Below are 14,813 nucleotides of genomic sequence, written 5' to 3'. Positions count from 1 at the left end.
TATTCATCATCATGCCCTCAGAAGGTGACGCCCAGGCTCAGCGAGACAAAGTCCCGGTCACCACGGGTGCCATAGTCGCCATCGATAAAGTCGGTATACGACAGGCTCAGGCTGTAGGTGCTGGCAAGCGTCGCATCCAGCCCGACGCTCATGGCCTTGGAGCCTTCGCTGAAAGCCGAGCCTTCCACCGGGCCTGTACCGTGCACATCGTGCGACCAGGACAGGTTCGGCCGCAGGTCGAAGCCGGCGATCACGTTGGGGTAGGTCAAGGTCGCGCGTAACCGGTAGCCCCAGGAGAACGGGGTCATGAAGCCTTGGTCGTTGCAGTGCTCTGGCGTCTTGGAAATCGCCCGGCATACGCTGTTGTCCGCCAGCTCGCCACTGTTGAAGGTACCCGAGCGGCCGTAACGCGGGCCTGCGCCGCCCTCCAGCCCGCCGACGTAGGTGGCCCCGGCCTCGCCCACCAGCAGCATCTGGTTGGCCCCCAGCACCTGGCTGAAGGCATGTACGGCGGTCACCTGAAGCTGGGTCACCTCCTTGCGCCGGTAGCCGTCGAACAGGGTGCTGGCGCTTTCTGGCCGCAGCCCGTCGCCCAGCAAAGGCGAACGCCCCTCGACGTTGAGCAGCGACTGGATGATGTCGGTACCGTTGAGTTGCATGGGCATATTCGGCCGGTAACTCAGCTCACCCTGCAGGGCCGTACCGCTGCGCAGGGTGGTGGCGAACGACAACCCGTACATGCGGATGTCCTCGGGGTACTGCACACGGTACTGGGAGGTACCCAGGCGCAATGCACCGACCAGCGACTGACCGGCAGCGGAGCCGAGGAACCCGGCGCAGCCGGCCGGGCCGATGCCCAGGTTGGCGCACAGCTGCGGGGCGAAGCGGTTGTTGTCGAAATAAGGGCTGCTGACCGTCCCCAGATAAGGCGTGCGGCTGTGATAGTTGGCTGCGTAGGCACCGAACTCGGTGTCCAGCGCCGCCACGTACCTGCGCAACGAAACACCCCACTGCCCGCCGTCGCGGGCATCCTGGTCACTGCCCCGGGGTATGCGCACGCCTTCGCTGGTCAGGTTCACGCCAAACGGTGCAAGGCCGGCGACGGCAGCCGGGTTGCCAAGCAACCTGGCCCCCACATCCAAGCCATCGCAACCATCGGGCAGGAAGTCGTTGTTGGAGAAGAACGTGCCACAGTTGTCGAGCTGGGTCTGGTCCCAGTCCAACTGGTAGAAGCCATCGACCGACAACGCCTCGGTCAGGTTCTGCGTGAAGTAGAACAGGTTCACCGGCACCAGTGCGTCCTTCACCTCGGAACCTGGGCGGCGCAGCGCCGCCAGGTTGAAGGGATTGATGACGTTCAGCCCGCCCTGGATGAAGGTGCTCTCGCCCCAGTTCACTACCTGCTTGCCCAGCCTTGCCGAGCCTGGCTGGCCATCGATGTCGTAGAGGTAGTAGCCAAAGGCGTCGAGCAGCTGGGTACCTGCGGTCTTGGCCGAGCGCTTGCGGTTGTTGTCCTCGACCTGCTTGAAGCGCTGGTCATGGTCGCGCAGCGCCGTGTCGTACCAGTAGGTGCCACGCAGGAACACACCCAGGTTGGCATGTTTGAGCTCCAGATCATGGGTACCTTTGAACACTGCCGAAAATACATCCCCCGAGGCAAAGTTCAGGCGGCCGTCATCACTGTTTGCACTATTGTGCAAAGCCGGGTCCGGGTTGGCAGTGGAAATGCTGGTGCCAAACGAAAACGCTGAATCAAACTGTCCTTCAAACTCTCCCAGATTAAATTGAACAGCCAGGGCAGGCACAGAAAAAAGTGCAGACGACGCAAGCAGCGACAACGGTCCCGAAAGACCAGAAGCACGAAATGCCATCACTCTTAACCTCTTATTGTGTTTATTCGAGAGTGAGTTGCGAGTTAGCGCCGAAACACGGCGCAAAGGCTTGTGTAAAAGGGGCTGGGTAAATAAGTGAAAGTTTCTGTTATCCTCGAGCCGGTGTTCCCCGATACTAAGTAGGCCACTAGAGCTGAACAAATAACGTCTCTCGATAGTTGCCATACCACTTCGGCATAGCCTGAGAATTGCCATGACTTTGAAACAGCTGCGTTACCTGATTGCCATTGTCGAAGCCGGCAGCTTCTCCAACGCCGCGCGCCACGCGTTCATTGCCCAGCCAGCATTGAGCCGTCAGATAGGACTGCTGGAAAGCGAGCTGGAAATGCAGTTGCTGGCGCGCCAGCATGACGGCATCGAGCTGACCGATGCAGGGCGCCAGCTGTACGAAGTGGCACGCTCGGTGATACAGAAGCTTGATTCGGTGAAGGACGAACTCAAGTCCAGCCGCGGCAACCCCAAGGGCCACGTGGCCATCTCGATTCCGGCCACGGCTTCGGCGCTGTTGTTGCCAGCCATCATCACCCAGGCGCAGGCGCGCTTTCCTGGTATCAAGCTCACCGTATGGGACGGCCTTAGCCGCGAAGGCGGCCAGGCGATCGAGCTGGGCAAGGTGGATTTCGGTGTGGTGCCAAATGCGGAGGAGCTGGCGCACATTGTCGCCGAGCCCGTGTTCTCCGAAGACCTGTACTGGGTCGGCCTGCCTGCGCATGGTCCGGACGATTCACCGATCACCCTGGCCGAGGCCGCGTCGAGCCGGCTGGTAATGCCGCCGCGCAGCCTGCACCTGCGCAGGCGCATCGAGCAGGCGGCCATGGAAACCGGCGTGGCCCTGGATTCAAGCTATGAACAGCAGTCTGCACCCGGCATAGCCAGCCTGGTACGCGCCGGCCTGGCGGCGACCATCAGCAACTGGCCGCCATTGCTGGACCTGGCCGCCCCGGCCAGCGCGCGGCTGATCGTGGAGCCGCGCATCACCCGTACCATTACCCTGGCCCATTCGCAACACAAGCCATTGTCGTTCGCCGCCGCCTGCATGCGCGACCTGGTGCGCGGGCTGCTCGTGGAGGCGGTGCGCAGCGAGCGCTGGAAAGGCACCCTGATCGAGCGTGCCCCCCTCCCCCAGCAGAGCCTCTGAACGCAGCGCAGGTCAGGCCCGGGCCAGCGCAGTCGTGCCCACCTGCTGCAGCCGTTGGCGGGTTTTCTGAGGGTCCATCCACACCAGCCCGGTCAACCCGGCAATGACCAGCACCGCCCCGCATACCAGGAAGCCCTGGCCATACCCTGCCGGGTGGTCGGCTCCGGCGCCCTGCACCAGAAACCCCGTGACTACGGGTGCCGCCAGCCCGGCCAGCGAAGCGATACCATTGCCGATAGCCAGGATGCCGCCACGCTGCCCGCTGGGCGTGAACTCCGCCAGCATGGCTGGCCCCACCGAGTACATGACCAGCGCCAGCCCGCCACTGAAAGTCAGGCTGATGATTCGCTCGACATTCCCCAGGCCCGGCAGGAACAATGCCGCCGACAACAACCCGCTGGCAATCAGGCACAGGGACACGAAGGCTCCGCGCGACCAGCGTGTCGCCACCCCGGCGCGCATCATGCGCTGCGACAGCCAGGCCATGAACAGGCTCAGCGGCGTGGTCACCACCACGAAAAGCACGAACACCCGACCGGTCATGATCGGGTCGATGCCCAACCCGGTTTCCAGATAACTCGGCACCCACGTCAAGGTCAGGGCCAGCGACCAATTGGCGGCGAAGTGGCACAGGTAATTGCCCAGCACGGTGCGGTCGCCGAGCAGACGGCGGTAGGCGATGTGCGCCTGTTCTTCCCTGGGCTGGCCGGGGCGGATGCGGTCAAGAGTACCCTCGCGCCCCAATGCCCACCACAGCACGCACCATACCGCGCCGATCAAAGCCAGCACGATGAAGTTCATGCGCCAGCCATAGTGCACGCTGATCCATGGAATCATTGCGCCTGCCACCAGCAGCCCAAGTGCACTACCGGTATGCAACAGCGCCACCGGCAGGTTGCGCCGGTCGTTGGGGAACCACTTGTACAAGGCATGGGTTGCCACCGGTGACGCCGGCCCTTCGCCGATGCCCAGCAGCACCCGGCAAGCGACAATCGCCCACAGGGAGGTGACGAACAGCATGGGCAACTGGATCAGCGCCCAGAACGCGCCCATGCCCAACAGCAGGGTGCGGGTCGGCCGGCGGTTGGCCATGAAGCCACCGACCACTGCAGAGATGGCGAAGAACCAGTGCAACGCGCCACCCACCAGGCCGAACTCGGCCGGGGACAAACCCAGTTCCCTGGACATGGGTACCGCTACAAGGCCGATGACCACCTTGTCCAGGAAGTTCACCAGCATAAGCAGTGCCAGCAGTACCGCAATCATCCAGGCCGTGCCTGCACGCGCGCGGGGGTCAGTATGAGTCATGTCGATCTCTCTTATTGTTCTTGTGGGAGAGCCCGGCCACTCGAGGCCGGGCGTGCAGTTTCACTGCTCGGGCATGAGCACGCCCTTGGCAATGGTGTTGCGCTGGATTTCGCTGGTCCCGGTAAGAATGCGCATCATACGGGTCGCACGGAAGATCCACTCCACCGGGTTGCCCCGCAACAGCCCGGCCCCCCCATGAATCTGCACCGCGCGGTCGGCGATACGGAAGGCCGTTTCCGATACGAACAGCTTGCACATCGGCGCCTGGGTGCGGATATCGCCACCGGCGTCATTCACCGCGGCAGTGGCATAGACCATGCTGCGTGCCGCATGCAGTTCGGTGGCCATGTCGGCGATCATGTGATTGATCGACTGGAACATCGCGATCGGCTGGCCAAACTGCTTGCGCGTGCGGGCGTAATCGACCGACAGGTTCAGCGCCAGGCCCGCCAGGCCCAGCATGGTTGGGCAATGCAGCAGACGATTGAGCGTGATGCGCCCCATTGCCAGCTTGAAGCCCTGCCCCTCCTCGCCAATGCGGTTGGCCACCGGCACTCGTACCTCATCGAGAAGGATGTCGCCATGGGCGCCGCCGCCGGACATGACCGAGTAATCGCTTTCCACCCGCACGCCCGGCGCATCCAGCTCGACAAAGAACGCCGAGATCCCCTGGGCGCCACGCCCGGGGCCGGTGACCGCGAGCAGTACCGCGATGTCGGCATAAGGCGCCCCGGAAATGTAGCGCTTGGCCCCGCTCAGCACGTAGTGCTCGCCGTCGCGCCGAGCGGTAGTCCTGATCGCCGTGGCATCGGACCCGGCTTCACTTTCGGTCAGCGCGAAGCACACGGCCTTTTCGGCTCGGCACACCGGCTGCAGGAATGCCTCGATCTGGGCCGGGCTGGCCACCTTGAACAGGTGGCCGACACGCGGCGGCCCGGAAAGCTCGCCGAGAATGTGCGGCGCCAGCATAGAGCCCGTCAGCACCGTGGCCTCCTTCACCGCACACAGGTCGGACACGCTCAATCCTGCCCCACCAATCGTTTCGGGCAGCATGATGTTGTAGAAACCCTGCTCGCAGGAGCGTTGCCACACCTGCTGCAGCACCTCACGCGGGTGCGGTTCGGCCCAGCTGAGGCCGGCGCGTTGTTCCAGGGGCAGGATTTCGTTGCGAACGAAGCCGCCGATGGCCTCGATGATCTGTTTGGCCTTTTCGCTTGGCTGGTACATGGCAATTCCTCAGGTCAGATGCGGCGTTCGCTGTTTTGCCAGTAGGCGTCTCGAATCAGGCGGCGCACCACTTTGCCGTTGGGGTTCTTCGGCAGCTCGCTGACGAAGTCCACCCCACGCGGTTTCTTGAACCCGGCAAGAGCCTGGGCGCAATGCTCGATCACCTCGTGCTCCTGCAACTGCATGCCAGGCTTGAGCACGATCACTGCCCGCACCGCTTCGCCCCACTGCTCGTCGGGCACGCCCACCACGGCAGCCTCGAACACTTGCGGCAGGCTGTAGAGCACCTGCTCGACTTCGCTGGGGTAGATGTTGAAGCCACCGGAAATGATCATTTCCTTCTTGCGGTCGACGATGAACACGTAGCCCTGCTGGTCCACCGTGGCCAGGTCGCCGGTGAGGTAGTAGCCATCACGCATAACCTCGGCGGTGAGATGCGGTGCGCGCCAGTAGCCCTGCATGATGTCCGGTCCCTTGACCACGATCTCGCCCACCTCGCCTGGCTGGACATCGCGGAAATCGTCGTTCACCACACGCAGGTCGGTCTCGAAGTAGCATCGTCCGCACGAGGCCAGCCGGCGGTAGTCGCCGCCTTCACACAGGTGGTCCTGCTCGGTCAGCACCGTCACCAGCGAGCAGGTTTCGCCAGCGCCGTAGCCCTGGGCCAGGATCGGCCCGAACACTTCGATAGCCCGCTTGACCAGCGCTGGCGCCATTGGCGCTGCGCCATACATCACCAGGCGCAGGCTGCTCAGGTCATAGCGCTCGACCCCGGGGAAATTGACCAGACGGTTGATCATGGCCGGCACCAGGAACAACCGGGTCACGCCCTCGCGCTGGATGGTCTCGAGCAGCAACTGGTCATCGTAGCGCTCCAGCAAAAGGCTGCAGGCACCCACCGCCAGCAGCGGCATCAGCTGCATGCCGCTGGCATGGGTGATGGGGCCGACATGGGCCATGATGTCGCCTGGGCCGGCACGCCGGGTGGGGCTGGCGATGCTCTTGCGGATCAGCGCCTTGCGGTTGCCGACGCTGAGCATTGCTGCCTTGAGCACACCGGAGCTGCCCGAGGTGTAGTGCAATACGGCCAGTGCATCGTCAGGCAGATCGCAACTGACCGGCTGGCTGCTGCCTTGGGCCAGCAGTGCGCCGTAGCCGATATCGCCGCCCTGCTCGCCAAGGGTAACGATCAGGCGTAGCGCAGGCACCTCCTGCCTACGCGCCAGCAAGGCCTCGGCAGCTTGCGGGTCGGCGATCAGCGCGACGCTGCAGGCGTCATTCAGTACCTGGATCACTTCATCCAGCGCCAGGCGTGCATTGACCGGGACCTTGACCAGGCCGGCCTTGTAGAAAGCCACCTCAGCCTCCACCAGCTCGACCCGGTTGGGAGCCAGGATCGCGACATGTTCGCCGCTGGCGATGCCATGGGCCAACAAGGCCGAGGCCAACTGATTGGTCCGCTGCTCAAGCTGCGCGAAGGTGAGGCGGGTGTGGCGGTCGATCACCGCCAAGCGCTCAGGCCAGTATCTTGCACTTCGACTGGTTAGGGTTGCGAGGTTCACGTTGTTGTTCTCGTCGCGGTTAAGACCCGGTCGATGCTAAACAGCATGCGGTCGGAGCAAGTAATACCAGTTACGTATGCGGGCCATAACGGTTTGCACTGGACCACATCGCATGAGCGGCAGTGGTGATGACACATCGCTTGCAAATGACACTTTGTGTCATTAATATCGATTTTGTGTCCTGATAGCGCTTCGCGCCAATCAGCCTTTATAGGCCCTTCATGCAGGTACAGCCCATGACGACCACCATGCAGACCCCCAAGGATCAGCTCGTCAAACTCGCCCAGCAGCAGATGCTGACGGCGCTGGCCGACAACACCTACACTCCTCGCCAGAAACTCGCCCTTACCTGCCGCATCCTGTTCGACGGCGGCCACGATTCGGGCCTGGCCGGGCAGATCACCGCCCGCGCCGAGCAGCCTGGCACCTACTACACGCAACAACTCGGCCTGGGCTTCGACGAGATCGCCGCTTCCAACCTGCTGGTGGTCGACGAAGACCTCACCGTGCTGCAAGGCCGCGGCATGGCCAACCCGGCCAACCGCTTCCACAGCTGGCTGTACCGTGCACGCCCCGACGTCAACTGCATCATCCACACCCACCCGCTGCACAGCGCCGCCCTGTCGATGCTGGAAGTGCCACTGGCGATCTCGCACATGGACCTGTGCCCGCTGTTCGACGACTGCGCGTTCCTCAAGGAGTGGCCCGGCGTACCAGTGGGCAACGAAGAAGGTGAAATCATTTCCAGGGCGATCGGCGACAAGCGCGCGATCCTGCTTTCCCACCATGGCCTGCTGATTGCCGGCCGCTCGATCGAGGAAGCCTGCGTGCTCGCCCTGCTGTTCGAGCGCGCAGCCAAGATGCAGCTGCTAGCCATGGGCGCCGGTGAAATTCGCCCCATCCCGGATGCCCTGGGCAAGGAAGCCCACGACTGGATCTCCACCCCCAAACGTCATGGTGCCGCGTTCAGCTATTACGCGCGCCGTGCCTTGCGTGCCCATGGCGACTGCCTGGGCTGACTGAAGCTGTACTCTTTCCCCAACAACGGCAGAGGTGCCTGGTTATGTCTACACCTGTAATTCGCGGCGTTATCGGCTACACCATCACTCCCTTCACGGCAGACGGCGCGCTCGATCTGGATGCCCTGGGCCTGTCCATCGACCGCCTGATAGAGGACGGCGTGCACGCCATCGCACCGCTGGGCAGCACCGGCGAAGGCGCCTACCTGTCCGACAGCGAATGGGAAACGGTGGTGCGCTTCAGCCAGGCACGCATCGCCGGCCGCGTGCCCAGCGTGGTCAGCGTCTCCGACCTGACCACCGCACGCACCGTGCAGCGCGCCCGCCTGGCACAGGCCTGCGGCGCCACGGCGGTGATGGTGCTGCCCATCTCCTACTGGAAGCTCACCGAAGCCGAAGTGGTCGCCCACTACAAGGCGGTGGGCGCGGCCATCGACATTCCGATCATGCTCTACAACAACCCGGGCACCAGCGGCACCGACCTGTCGGTGGAGCTGATCCTGCGCATCCTCGGCGAAGTGCCTAATGTGACCATGGTCAAGGAAAGCACCGGCGACATCCAGCGCATGCACCGCCTGTTCAAGGCCACCGATGGCCAGGTGGCCTTCTACAACGGTTGCAACCCGCTCACCCTGGAAGCCCTGGTGGCCGGTGCCACCGGCTGGTGCACCGCCGCGCCCAACCTGATCCCGGCGCTGAACCTGGCGCTGTGGGACGCGGTGCAGCAAGGCAACCTGGCCGAAGCTCGCGCGTTGTTCTACCGGCAGTATGAACTGCTGGAGTACATCACCCGCCGTGGCCTGCCCACCACCATCAAGGCCGGTTTGAAACTGCTCGGCCAGGATGTCGGCGCTCCACGCCTGCCCCTGCAACCGCTGGATGCGCAAGGCAGCGACTACCTGAAGAGCATGCTGGTAGAACTGGCCGACTGACCGTGACAACTGCCCGGCGGCGTCTTGCTGCCGGGCTTCATCCTGGCAACGTTGCTCGCCCTTGGCCAGACTCGACCTGGCGCAACACCTTCGCCAGTTTTGCCACGGCCATCGCCAGCTCGCCAGGGGTATGCGCCGCAAACCCCATCAGCAATCCCGCCTCCCCTTTCGTCGACGCATAAAGGCCACTTAGCCCCAGCAGGTCGATACCAGCGGCCTGCGCCGCCTTCACGACCTGCTCTTCAGGCATCGGCCTGGTGAAAACACAAGGCATCTGCATGCCGCCTGCGGGCACACGCGCGACAAGAAAGTCCGACAGCTGTGCCTGCACCAATGCCGCCAGGGCATCGCGGCGCTCCGCATAGATCGCCCGCATCAAGCGCACATGGGCGCCGAAGTGCCCGCCTTCGATGAACCTGGCCAAGGTCAGTTGCGCCAGCGAAGCCGTATGCCCGTCCTGCAAGGTTCGCGCAGCGGTCATCGGCTCGACCAGTTGCGGCGGCAAGACCATGTAGGCAATGCGCAAGCCGGCGAACAGAGACTTGGTGAACGTGCCGATGTAAACCGTACGGTCGTGGGCATCCAGGCCTTGCACGCACGCGGTGGGTTTGCCGGCATAGTGAAACTCGCTGTCGTAATCGTCCTCGATGATCCAGGCGCGTTGTTGCCGCGCCCACTCGATCACCGCCAGACGCCGGTCCAGGGACAGGGTCACGCCAGTAGGGAACTGATGCGAAGGGGTCAGGAAAACAGCCCTGGCATGGGGAGCCAGCCGTGTTATCTGCTCGACCTGCATGCCGTCCGTGTCCACGGCCACGGCGATGCAATGCAGGCCAGCAGCACCCAGCGCCTTCCTGACCCCATGGTAGGCCGGGTCTTCGATAACCACTTGGTCGCCCGCGTCGGCCAATACGTGGGCACACAGGCTGAACGCCTGCTGTGAACTGGTAAGGATGAGCACGCGGTCAGCCGTGGCCTGTGCGCCACGTTCAAGATTGACGTAATCGGCAATAGCCCGCCGCAGTGGCTCGGTACCTTGCGCGCTACTGGGCTGCAATGCCTGGGAGCCATGTTCCTTGAACACCTGCCGTTGCAGCTTTTCCCAGGCCTGCAACGGGAAGTTGCGGGTTTCCGCCACCCCCGGCGCAAACGGCCGAGAAACGAAGAAATTGTGCACTCCGCCCTCCTGGCACAGCGCCTGGCCACGACGGCTGATTGCCGGCGGTTCGTCCGGGGCTTTCACCTTGCGACCCCGGGGCTGGGCCGGCAGGTACTGCGCACGGGGTGAAACGAAGCTGCCACTGCCCACCCGGCGCTCGATGAAGCCTTCGGCGTGCAGCTGGCCATATGCAGCCTCGACCGTATCCCGTGACACAGCCAGCGAGGCCGCCAGCGCACGGGAGGCGGGCAACGCCTTGCCCACGGGCAACGCCCCTTCGAGAACAAGCTGGCGTATCGCACGCTGGATTCTTACGTGCAAAGGCAGTGACGCGCGCTCTGGGTCGCCGATCCAGGCTTTCACCGACTCCAGTTGTGCATGCTTGAACATTGGTATGGCCATATGCGGAAAATTGGTGGGGCTATACCGGCCATTCTAGCGCTATAAAAACCAGCCTTTCCAACCCTATGCGCCAGAACGACCGAGGCCTCGATGAACACGCCCGCACACACTGCTCCAACCCCGCTACGGCTGACAGACATCCTTCACCCCGTGGTGGCGGGGATCGTTTCGGTAATAGTCAATTATGGCGGCACCTTCATCCTGGTGTTCCAGGCCGCCAAGCTGGCCGGGCTGAGCCCGGCGCTGACCTCCTCGTGGGTCTGGTCAGTGTCGATCGGCGTCGGGCTCAGTGGCCTGGTCCTGTCCTGGTACAGCCGCGAGCCGGTGATCACCGCCTGGTCCACGCCGGCCGCTGCGTTCCTGGTCACAGCGCTGGCCAGCGTGCCCTACAGCGACGCCATCGGTGCCTACCTGCTGTCGGCAGCCGGCTTCGTGATGCTGGGAGTGACCGGTTACTTCGAGCGCCTGGTGCGGGCCATCCCGGGCGGAATTGCCGCCGGCCTGCTGGCGGGTATCCTGTTGCAATTCGGCATTGGTGCATTCGGCGGCCTGTCGGTCGACCCCGCCCTGGCCGGGCTGTTGATCGCGGCCTATGTAACATTCAAACGCTTTACCGCCCGCTATGCCGTAGTAGGCATTCTGCTGCTGGGCCTGGGCTACCTGCTACTGCAGGGTCAGGTGGACCTGACAGCGCTCAGGCTGGAATTCGCCACGCCGTTGTTCACCGCGCCCACCTTCTCCCTCAACGCCGCCCTGAGCGTGGCCCTGCCGTTGTTCCTGATCACCCTTACCGGTCAGTACATGCCAGGCATGCTGGTGCTGCGCAACGATGGCTTCAAGACCAGCGCCAATCCGATCGTGGCAGTCACTGGCCTGGGGTCGTTGCTGATGGCACCGTTCGGGTCGCACGCCTTCAACATCGCTGCCATCACCGCCGCCATCTGCACTGGCAAGGAAGCCCACGAAGACCCGGGCAAACGCTGGGTCGCGGGCATCGCTGCCGGCGTCTGCTACATCCTCGTAGGGGTATTCGGGGTCACCCTGGCCAGTGTGTTCATGGCCCTGCCGGCCACCTTCATCACCACGCTGGCCGGCCTTGCACTGCTGGGCACCATCGGCGCCAGCCTGGCCAACGCAATGGCAGATGCCCGTTCACGCGAAGCGGCACTGATCACATTCCTGGCCGCGGCAGCCAACATCAACCTGTTTGGCATTGGCGGGGCATTCTGGGGGCTGGTCATTGGCTTGCTGGCCTATGCCGTATTGAACGGCCGCCTACCCGGTTTCTGCCACTTCTCCCGGTAAGCGGGCTTTCCACCATCCTGCCGTGCGCCAGGTGCGCACGCCGTACAACAGGTATCGACATGCCCAAAGCTGGCCCCAAGCTTCTTACCCAAATTGCTGCCGTACACTTCGTCAGCCATGTGCACATCATGCTTATCCCGGCGCTGCTACCCGTGCTCCCCGACTTGCTGGGGGTAGGGTTCGTCGAACTCGGCGCAGCCCTGGCCGTGTTCAATGTCGTCTCCGCCCTGGTGCAGGCACCGCTAGGCTATGCCGTCGACCACTACGGTGCGCGCAAGGTGCTCAAGGCGGGCTTGCTGCTGGGCAGCATCAGTTTCCTGCTGGTTGCTGTCAGCCCCAGCTACATCCTGCTGTTGGTGGCGATGGCCATGGCCGGCCTGGCCAATGGCGTGTACCACCCGGCCGACTACGCGCTGCTGGCCAACGGCATCGAACAAGGCCGCCTGGGGCGGGCGTTCTCGATCCATACCTTTGCCGGCTTCCTCGGCTCGGCGGTAACGCCAGCTATATTTCTCGGCATCGCTGCACTATTCGGCACGCAGGCTGCCCTGATGGCGGGCGCGGCTGCGGGGGTTGCCGCCTTGCTGTTGATATCGGTTCCAGGCAGTGGAATCCACCACGTTGCCAAGCCTGGCAAAGGCGGCTCTGGCCCCACTGCAGCAGGTCGCGCGCGACTGTTCACGCCCATGCTCGGGCTGCTGACGGTCCTGTTCATCTTGCTCAACCTGAGCACCAGTGCCATCGAGAAGTTCTCCGTGGCCGCCCTGGTCCAGGGCCAAGACCTGACCCTGGCCTGGGCCAACACGGCACTCACGGCCTTTCTGCTCAGCAGTGCTGCAGGTGTACTGTGCGGTGGGGCCTTGGCTGACCGGACCCGGCGTCACGGCCTGGTGGCGGCCTCGGCCTTTGCCCTGGCTGCCGCGTTGACAACGCTGGTGGCCCTCGGGCTGCTTCGGGGCTGGGGGTTGGTGGTGGTTCTCGGTGCCATTGGCTTGCTGACCGGGATCATCGCCCCGTCGAGGGACATGCTGGTGAAGGCGGCGGCACCGAGCGGCGCCGAGGGCAAAGCGTTCGGGCTGGTCTCGACCGGCTTCAGCATCGGCGGTGCCCTCGGGCCGGTGGCGTTTGGCTGGATGCTCGACCAACGCCTGCCTCATGGCATCTTCGTGGCATCGATCGTGTTCATGCTGCTGACGGTGCTGCTGACCTTGGCGCAGGAGGCCTACCTGGCCAGGAAGCACCGACAGCCTGTCTAGCCCCAGGGCTGCTTTGCAGCCCTTTCGCAATGCAAGGCAGATCCTGCAGAACAGCACATGGCCATTGATTCATCTGCGCACTGGCTACTCAGGCGACCGGATTGGCATGCACCACCCGCCCACCTGCCCCCGGCCGATTGACGAACAACACATCCAGCACACTGCCGTGCAACCCCTTCAACGCATTCCAGTTCGCTGATGCATGCACGTACCTGTCTCGCAACAATCGCTGCTCATCCTCGGTCAACCCAGGCTGTTCGCATTCACCCAGGGCAAACGCATGCAACTTGCGGCTGATGCCCAGCAGTTCATCCGGCAGCCGGTGCTCGACCTGCCCGCCCAGTTGCGCAAACGGCACACCAGCGCGCACCGCCAGCTCCCGCATGATGCTCAGGTACACCCGCGACAGCTGCCCCGCCACTTCCCGTTCGCGGTACACCGCCGCATATACCTGTTTTTGCGCCTCGCTAGGCAGGCCACCGGCAATCGGAACCTCCCAGGCCAGCACACGCGGCCTGGGCGCACCCATTTCGCCAAACGACGACGCCAGCAACGCACTGACTGTGGCATGCACACGCGTGTGCTCGGCGCGCATTCTCAGCGGCACCCGCTGAGAATGCGGTTTGCACAGCAGCACCTGCTCCTGCGTGGTATCCGGGTAACCACCGCCAATGTTCGAGTGCACGCCTGGCAACACGATGTCATGGCCGCTGCGTACTAGCGGGAAGTTGTGCCGCTGCTCGTCCCCCGCCACCAGCTGCACCATTTGCCGGGCAATGCCCGCGCCCAGGCCCAGGCGCAAGTCACCATGGCGGTCGTCGGCAGGATCGAAGTCGCCCTGCAGCGGCGCGATGATTGCAGCAACCGTGTCGAACAGGCCGATGAAGTTGATCACGATGCCACAGGGCACAGCCAACAGGCTGCTGCCGCCATCATGCAGCAGGTTGGCCAGATGACGCACAGCCGCAGCGCCGCGGCTGAAACCGAACAAGTCGAACTCGACCCGCTCGAGCCTTGCCTTTGGGTGCGCCTGGCGCCAGTCCCGCAGTTGCCCGGCAATCCCCGCCAAGGCCTCGGTGACACGCGCCTCGGCTCCTCTACGCCCACACCCGGTGGCCGAGGCATAGGCATGATCCGCCTCCCCCGCCAGGGTGCCCACGCCCTCGACATAGCGCTTCAGAAACGCCATGGTCTCATCAGCATTGGCCCCCTGCGTCGGGTACAGTGCATGCAACAGGGCCACATTGCTCAAGGCATTGGCATAACTGCCCCCCTTGTTCCCCGGTGCATCCACCGGCATCACATTGCTCAGGTTGTTACCGGTGCCATCGAAGAACACGCCAAAACGCAGGGTGACCGGCGTGATGCGTGCAGTGCTACAGCTGTTCAGGTCCATCGTCGTGCTTCCTGCTTGTACCAAAAGCACAAGCAGGCGCCAGCACGCTGCTGCGGAACATCAGCCAATGGCCAGCGATACACAGGACATTTCCGGACCTGCATGGCCCCCGGCAAGGATAAATTTCCCTACCGCCATTGGTCGCCACCCCCCCGGATGGATTAAAGTATCACCCCTTGCCAGGGCAGCTGCTTCCAGCCGCCTGCGGCCCCATACC

At 63.8% G+C, this 14,813-nt stretch carries 11 protein-coding genes; 5 read left to right on the top strand and 6 right to left on the bottom strand.

Annotated elements, in window-relative coordinates:
• Positions 1–17: 17 nt before the first annotated feature.
• Positions 18–1,871, bottom strand: coding sequence for a DUF1302 domain-containing protein (locus tag ACLCGK_RS26890; RefSeq protein WP_410953205.1), 1,854 nt, complete (start codon positions 1,869–1,871; stop codon positions 18–20).
• 214 nt (positions 1,872–2,085) lie between these two features.
• Here ACLCGK_RS26890 and ACLCGK_RS26885 point away from each other — a divergent pair, with 214 nt between their 5' ends.
• On the top strand, positions 2,086–3,030 hold the full coding sequence (locus ACLCGK_RS26885) for a LysR family transcriptional regulator (RefSeq protein WP_410953204.1): 945 nt from the start codon (positions 2,086–2,088) through the stop codon (positions 3,028–3,030).
• A gap of 12 nt (positions 3,031–3,042) precedes the next feature.
• On the opposite strand, the gene ACLCGK_RS26880 is transcribed toward ACLCGK_RS26885, so the two are convergent.
• The 3 genes from ACLCGK_RS26880 to ACLCGK_RS26870 form a co-directional block, all read right to left on the bottom strand.
• Entirely contained in the window at positions 3,043–4,296 is a 1,254-nt protein-coding gene (locus ACLCGK_RS26880; protein ID WP_100413407.1) for an MFS transporter, read from the bottom strand.
• A gap of 102 nt (positions 4,297–4,398) precedes the next feature.
• Positions 4,399–5,565 (bottom strand): acyl-CoA dehydrogenase family protein, encoded by a 1,167-nt coding sequence (locus tag ACLCGK_RS26875; RefSeq protein ID WP_023663063.1) that lies wholly within the window; start codon positions 5,563–5,565, stop codon positions 4,399–4,401.
• Between the two features lie 14 nt (positions 5,566–5,579).
• Positions 5,580–7,127 (bottom strand): AMP-binding protein, encoded by a 1,548-nt coding sequence (locus ACLCGK_RS26870; protein ID WP_031325722.1) that lies wholly within the window; start codon positions 7,125–7,127, stop codon positions 5,580–5,582.
• 236 nt (positions 7,128–7,363) lie between these two features.
• Between ACLCGK_RS26870 and ACLCGK_RS26865 the strand changes: the two genes are divergently transcribed.
• Complete coding sequence (locus ACLCGK_RS26865) at positions 7,364–8,146, top strand: aldolase (RefSeq protein ID WP_085721096.1); 783 nt, start codon at positions 7,364–7,366, stop codon at positions 8,144–8,146.
• 44 nt (positions 8,147–8,190) lie between these two features.
• Positions 8,191–9,078 (top strand): dihydrodipicolinate synthase family protein, encoded by an 888-nt coding sequence (locus ACLCGK_RS26860; RefSeq protein ID WP_047932983.1) that lies wholly within the window; start codon positions 8,191–8,193, stop codon positions 9,076–9,078.
• A 37-nt stretch (positions 9,079–9,115) separates the two neighbouring features.
• Here the strand turns inward: ACLCGK_RS26860 and ACLCGK_RS26855 are convergent, their stop codons facing one another.
• A complete protein-coding gene (locus tag ACLCGK_RS26855; protein WP_410953203.1) occupies positions 9,116–10,627 on the bottom strand; it encodes a PLP-dependent aminotransferase family protein in 1,512 nt (503 codons plus the stop codon).
• 102 nt (positions 10,628–10,729) lie between these two features.
• On the opposite strand from ACLCGK_RS26855, the gene ACLCGK_RS26850 reads away from it, so the two are divergent.
• Both ACLCGK_RS26850 and ACLCGK_RS26845 read left to right on the top strand, forming a co-directional pair.
• Positions 10,730–11,944, top strand: a complete 1,215-nt coding sequence (locus tag ACLCGK_RS26850; protein WP_410953202.1) for a benzoate/H(+) symporter BenE family transporter — start codon at positions 10,730–10,732, stop codon at positions 11,942–11,944.
• A gap of 59 nt (positions 11,945–12,003) precedes the next feature.
• Positions 12,004–13,200, top strand: coding sequence for an MFS transporter (locus tag ACLCGK_RS26845; protein WP_023663271.1), 1,197 nt, complete (start codon positions 12,004–12,006; stop codon positions 13,198–13,200).
• Between the two features lie 88 nt (positions 13,201–13,288).
• On the opposite strand, the gene ACLCGK_RS26840 is transcribed toward ACLCGK_RS26845, so the two are convergent.
• Positions 13,289–14,596 (bottom strand): T6SS phospholipase effector Tle1-like catalytic domain-containing protein, encoded by a 1,308-nt coding sequence (locus ACLCGK_RS26840; RefSeq protein WP_023663272.1) that lies wholly within the window; start codon positions 14,594–14,596, stop codon positions 13,289–13,291.
• Positions 14,597–14,813: the final 217 nt, after the last annotated feature.

Source organism: Pseudomonas sp. S1(2024), from assembly GCF_046557535.1.
This window is presented reverse-complemented; position numbering and strand designations above follow the sequence as displayed.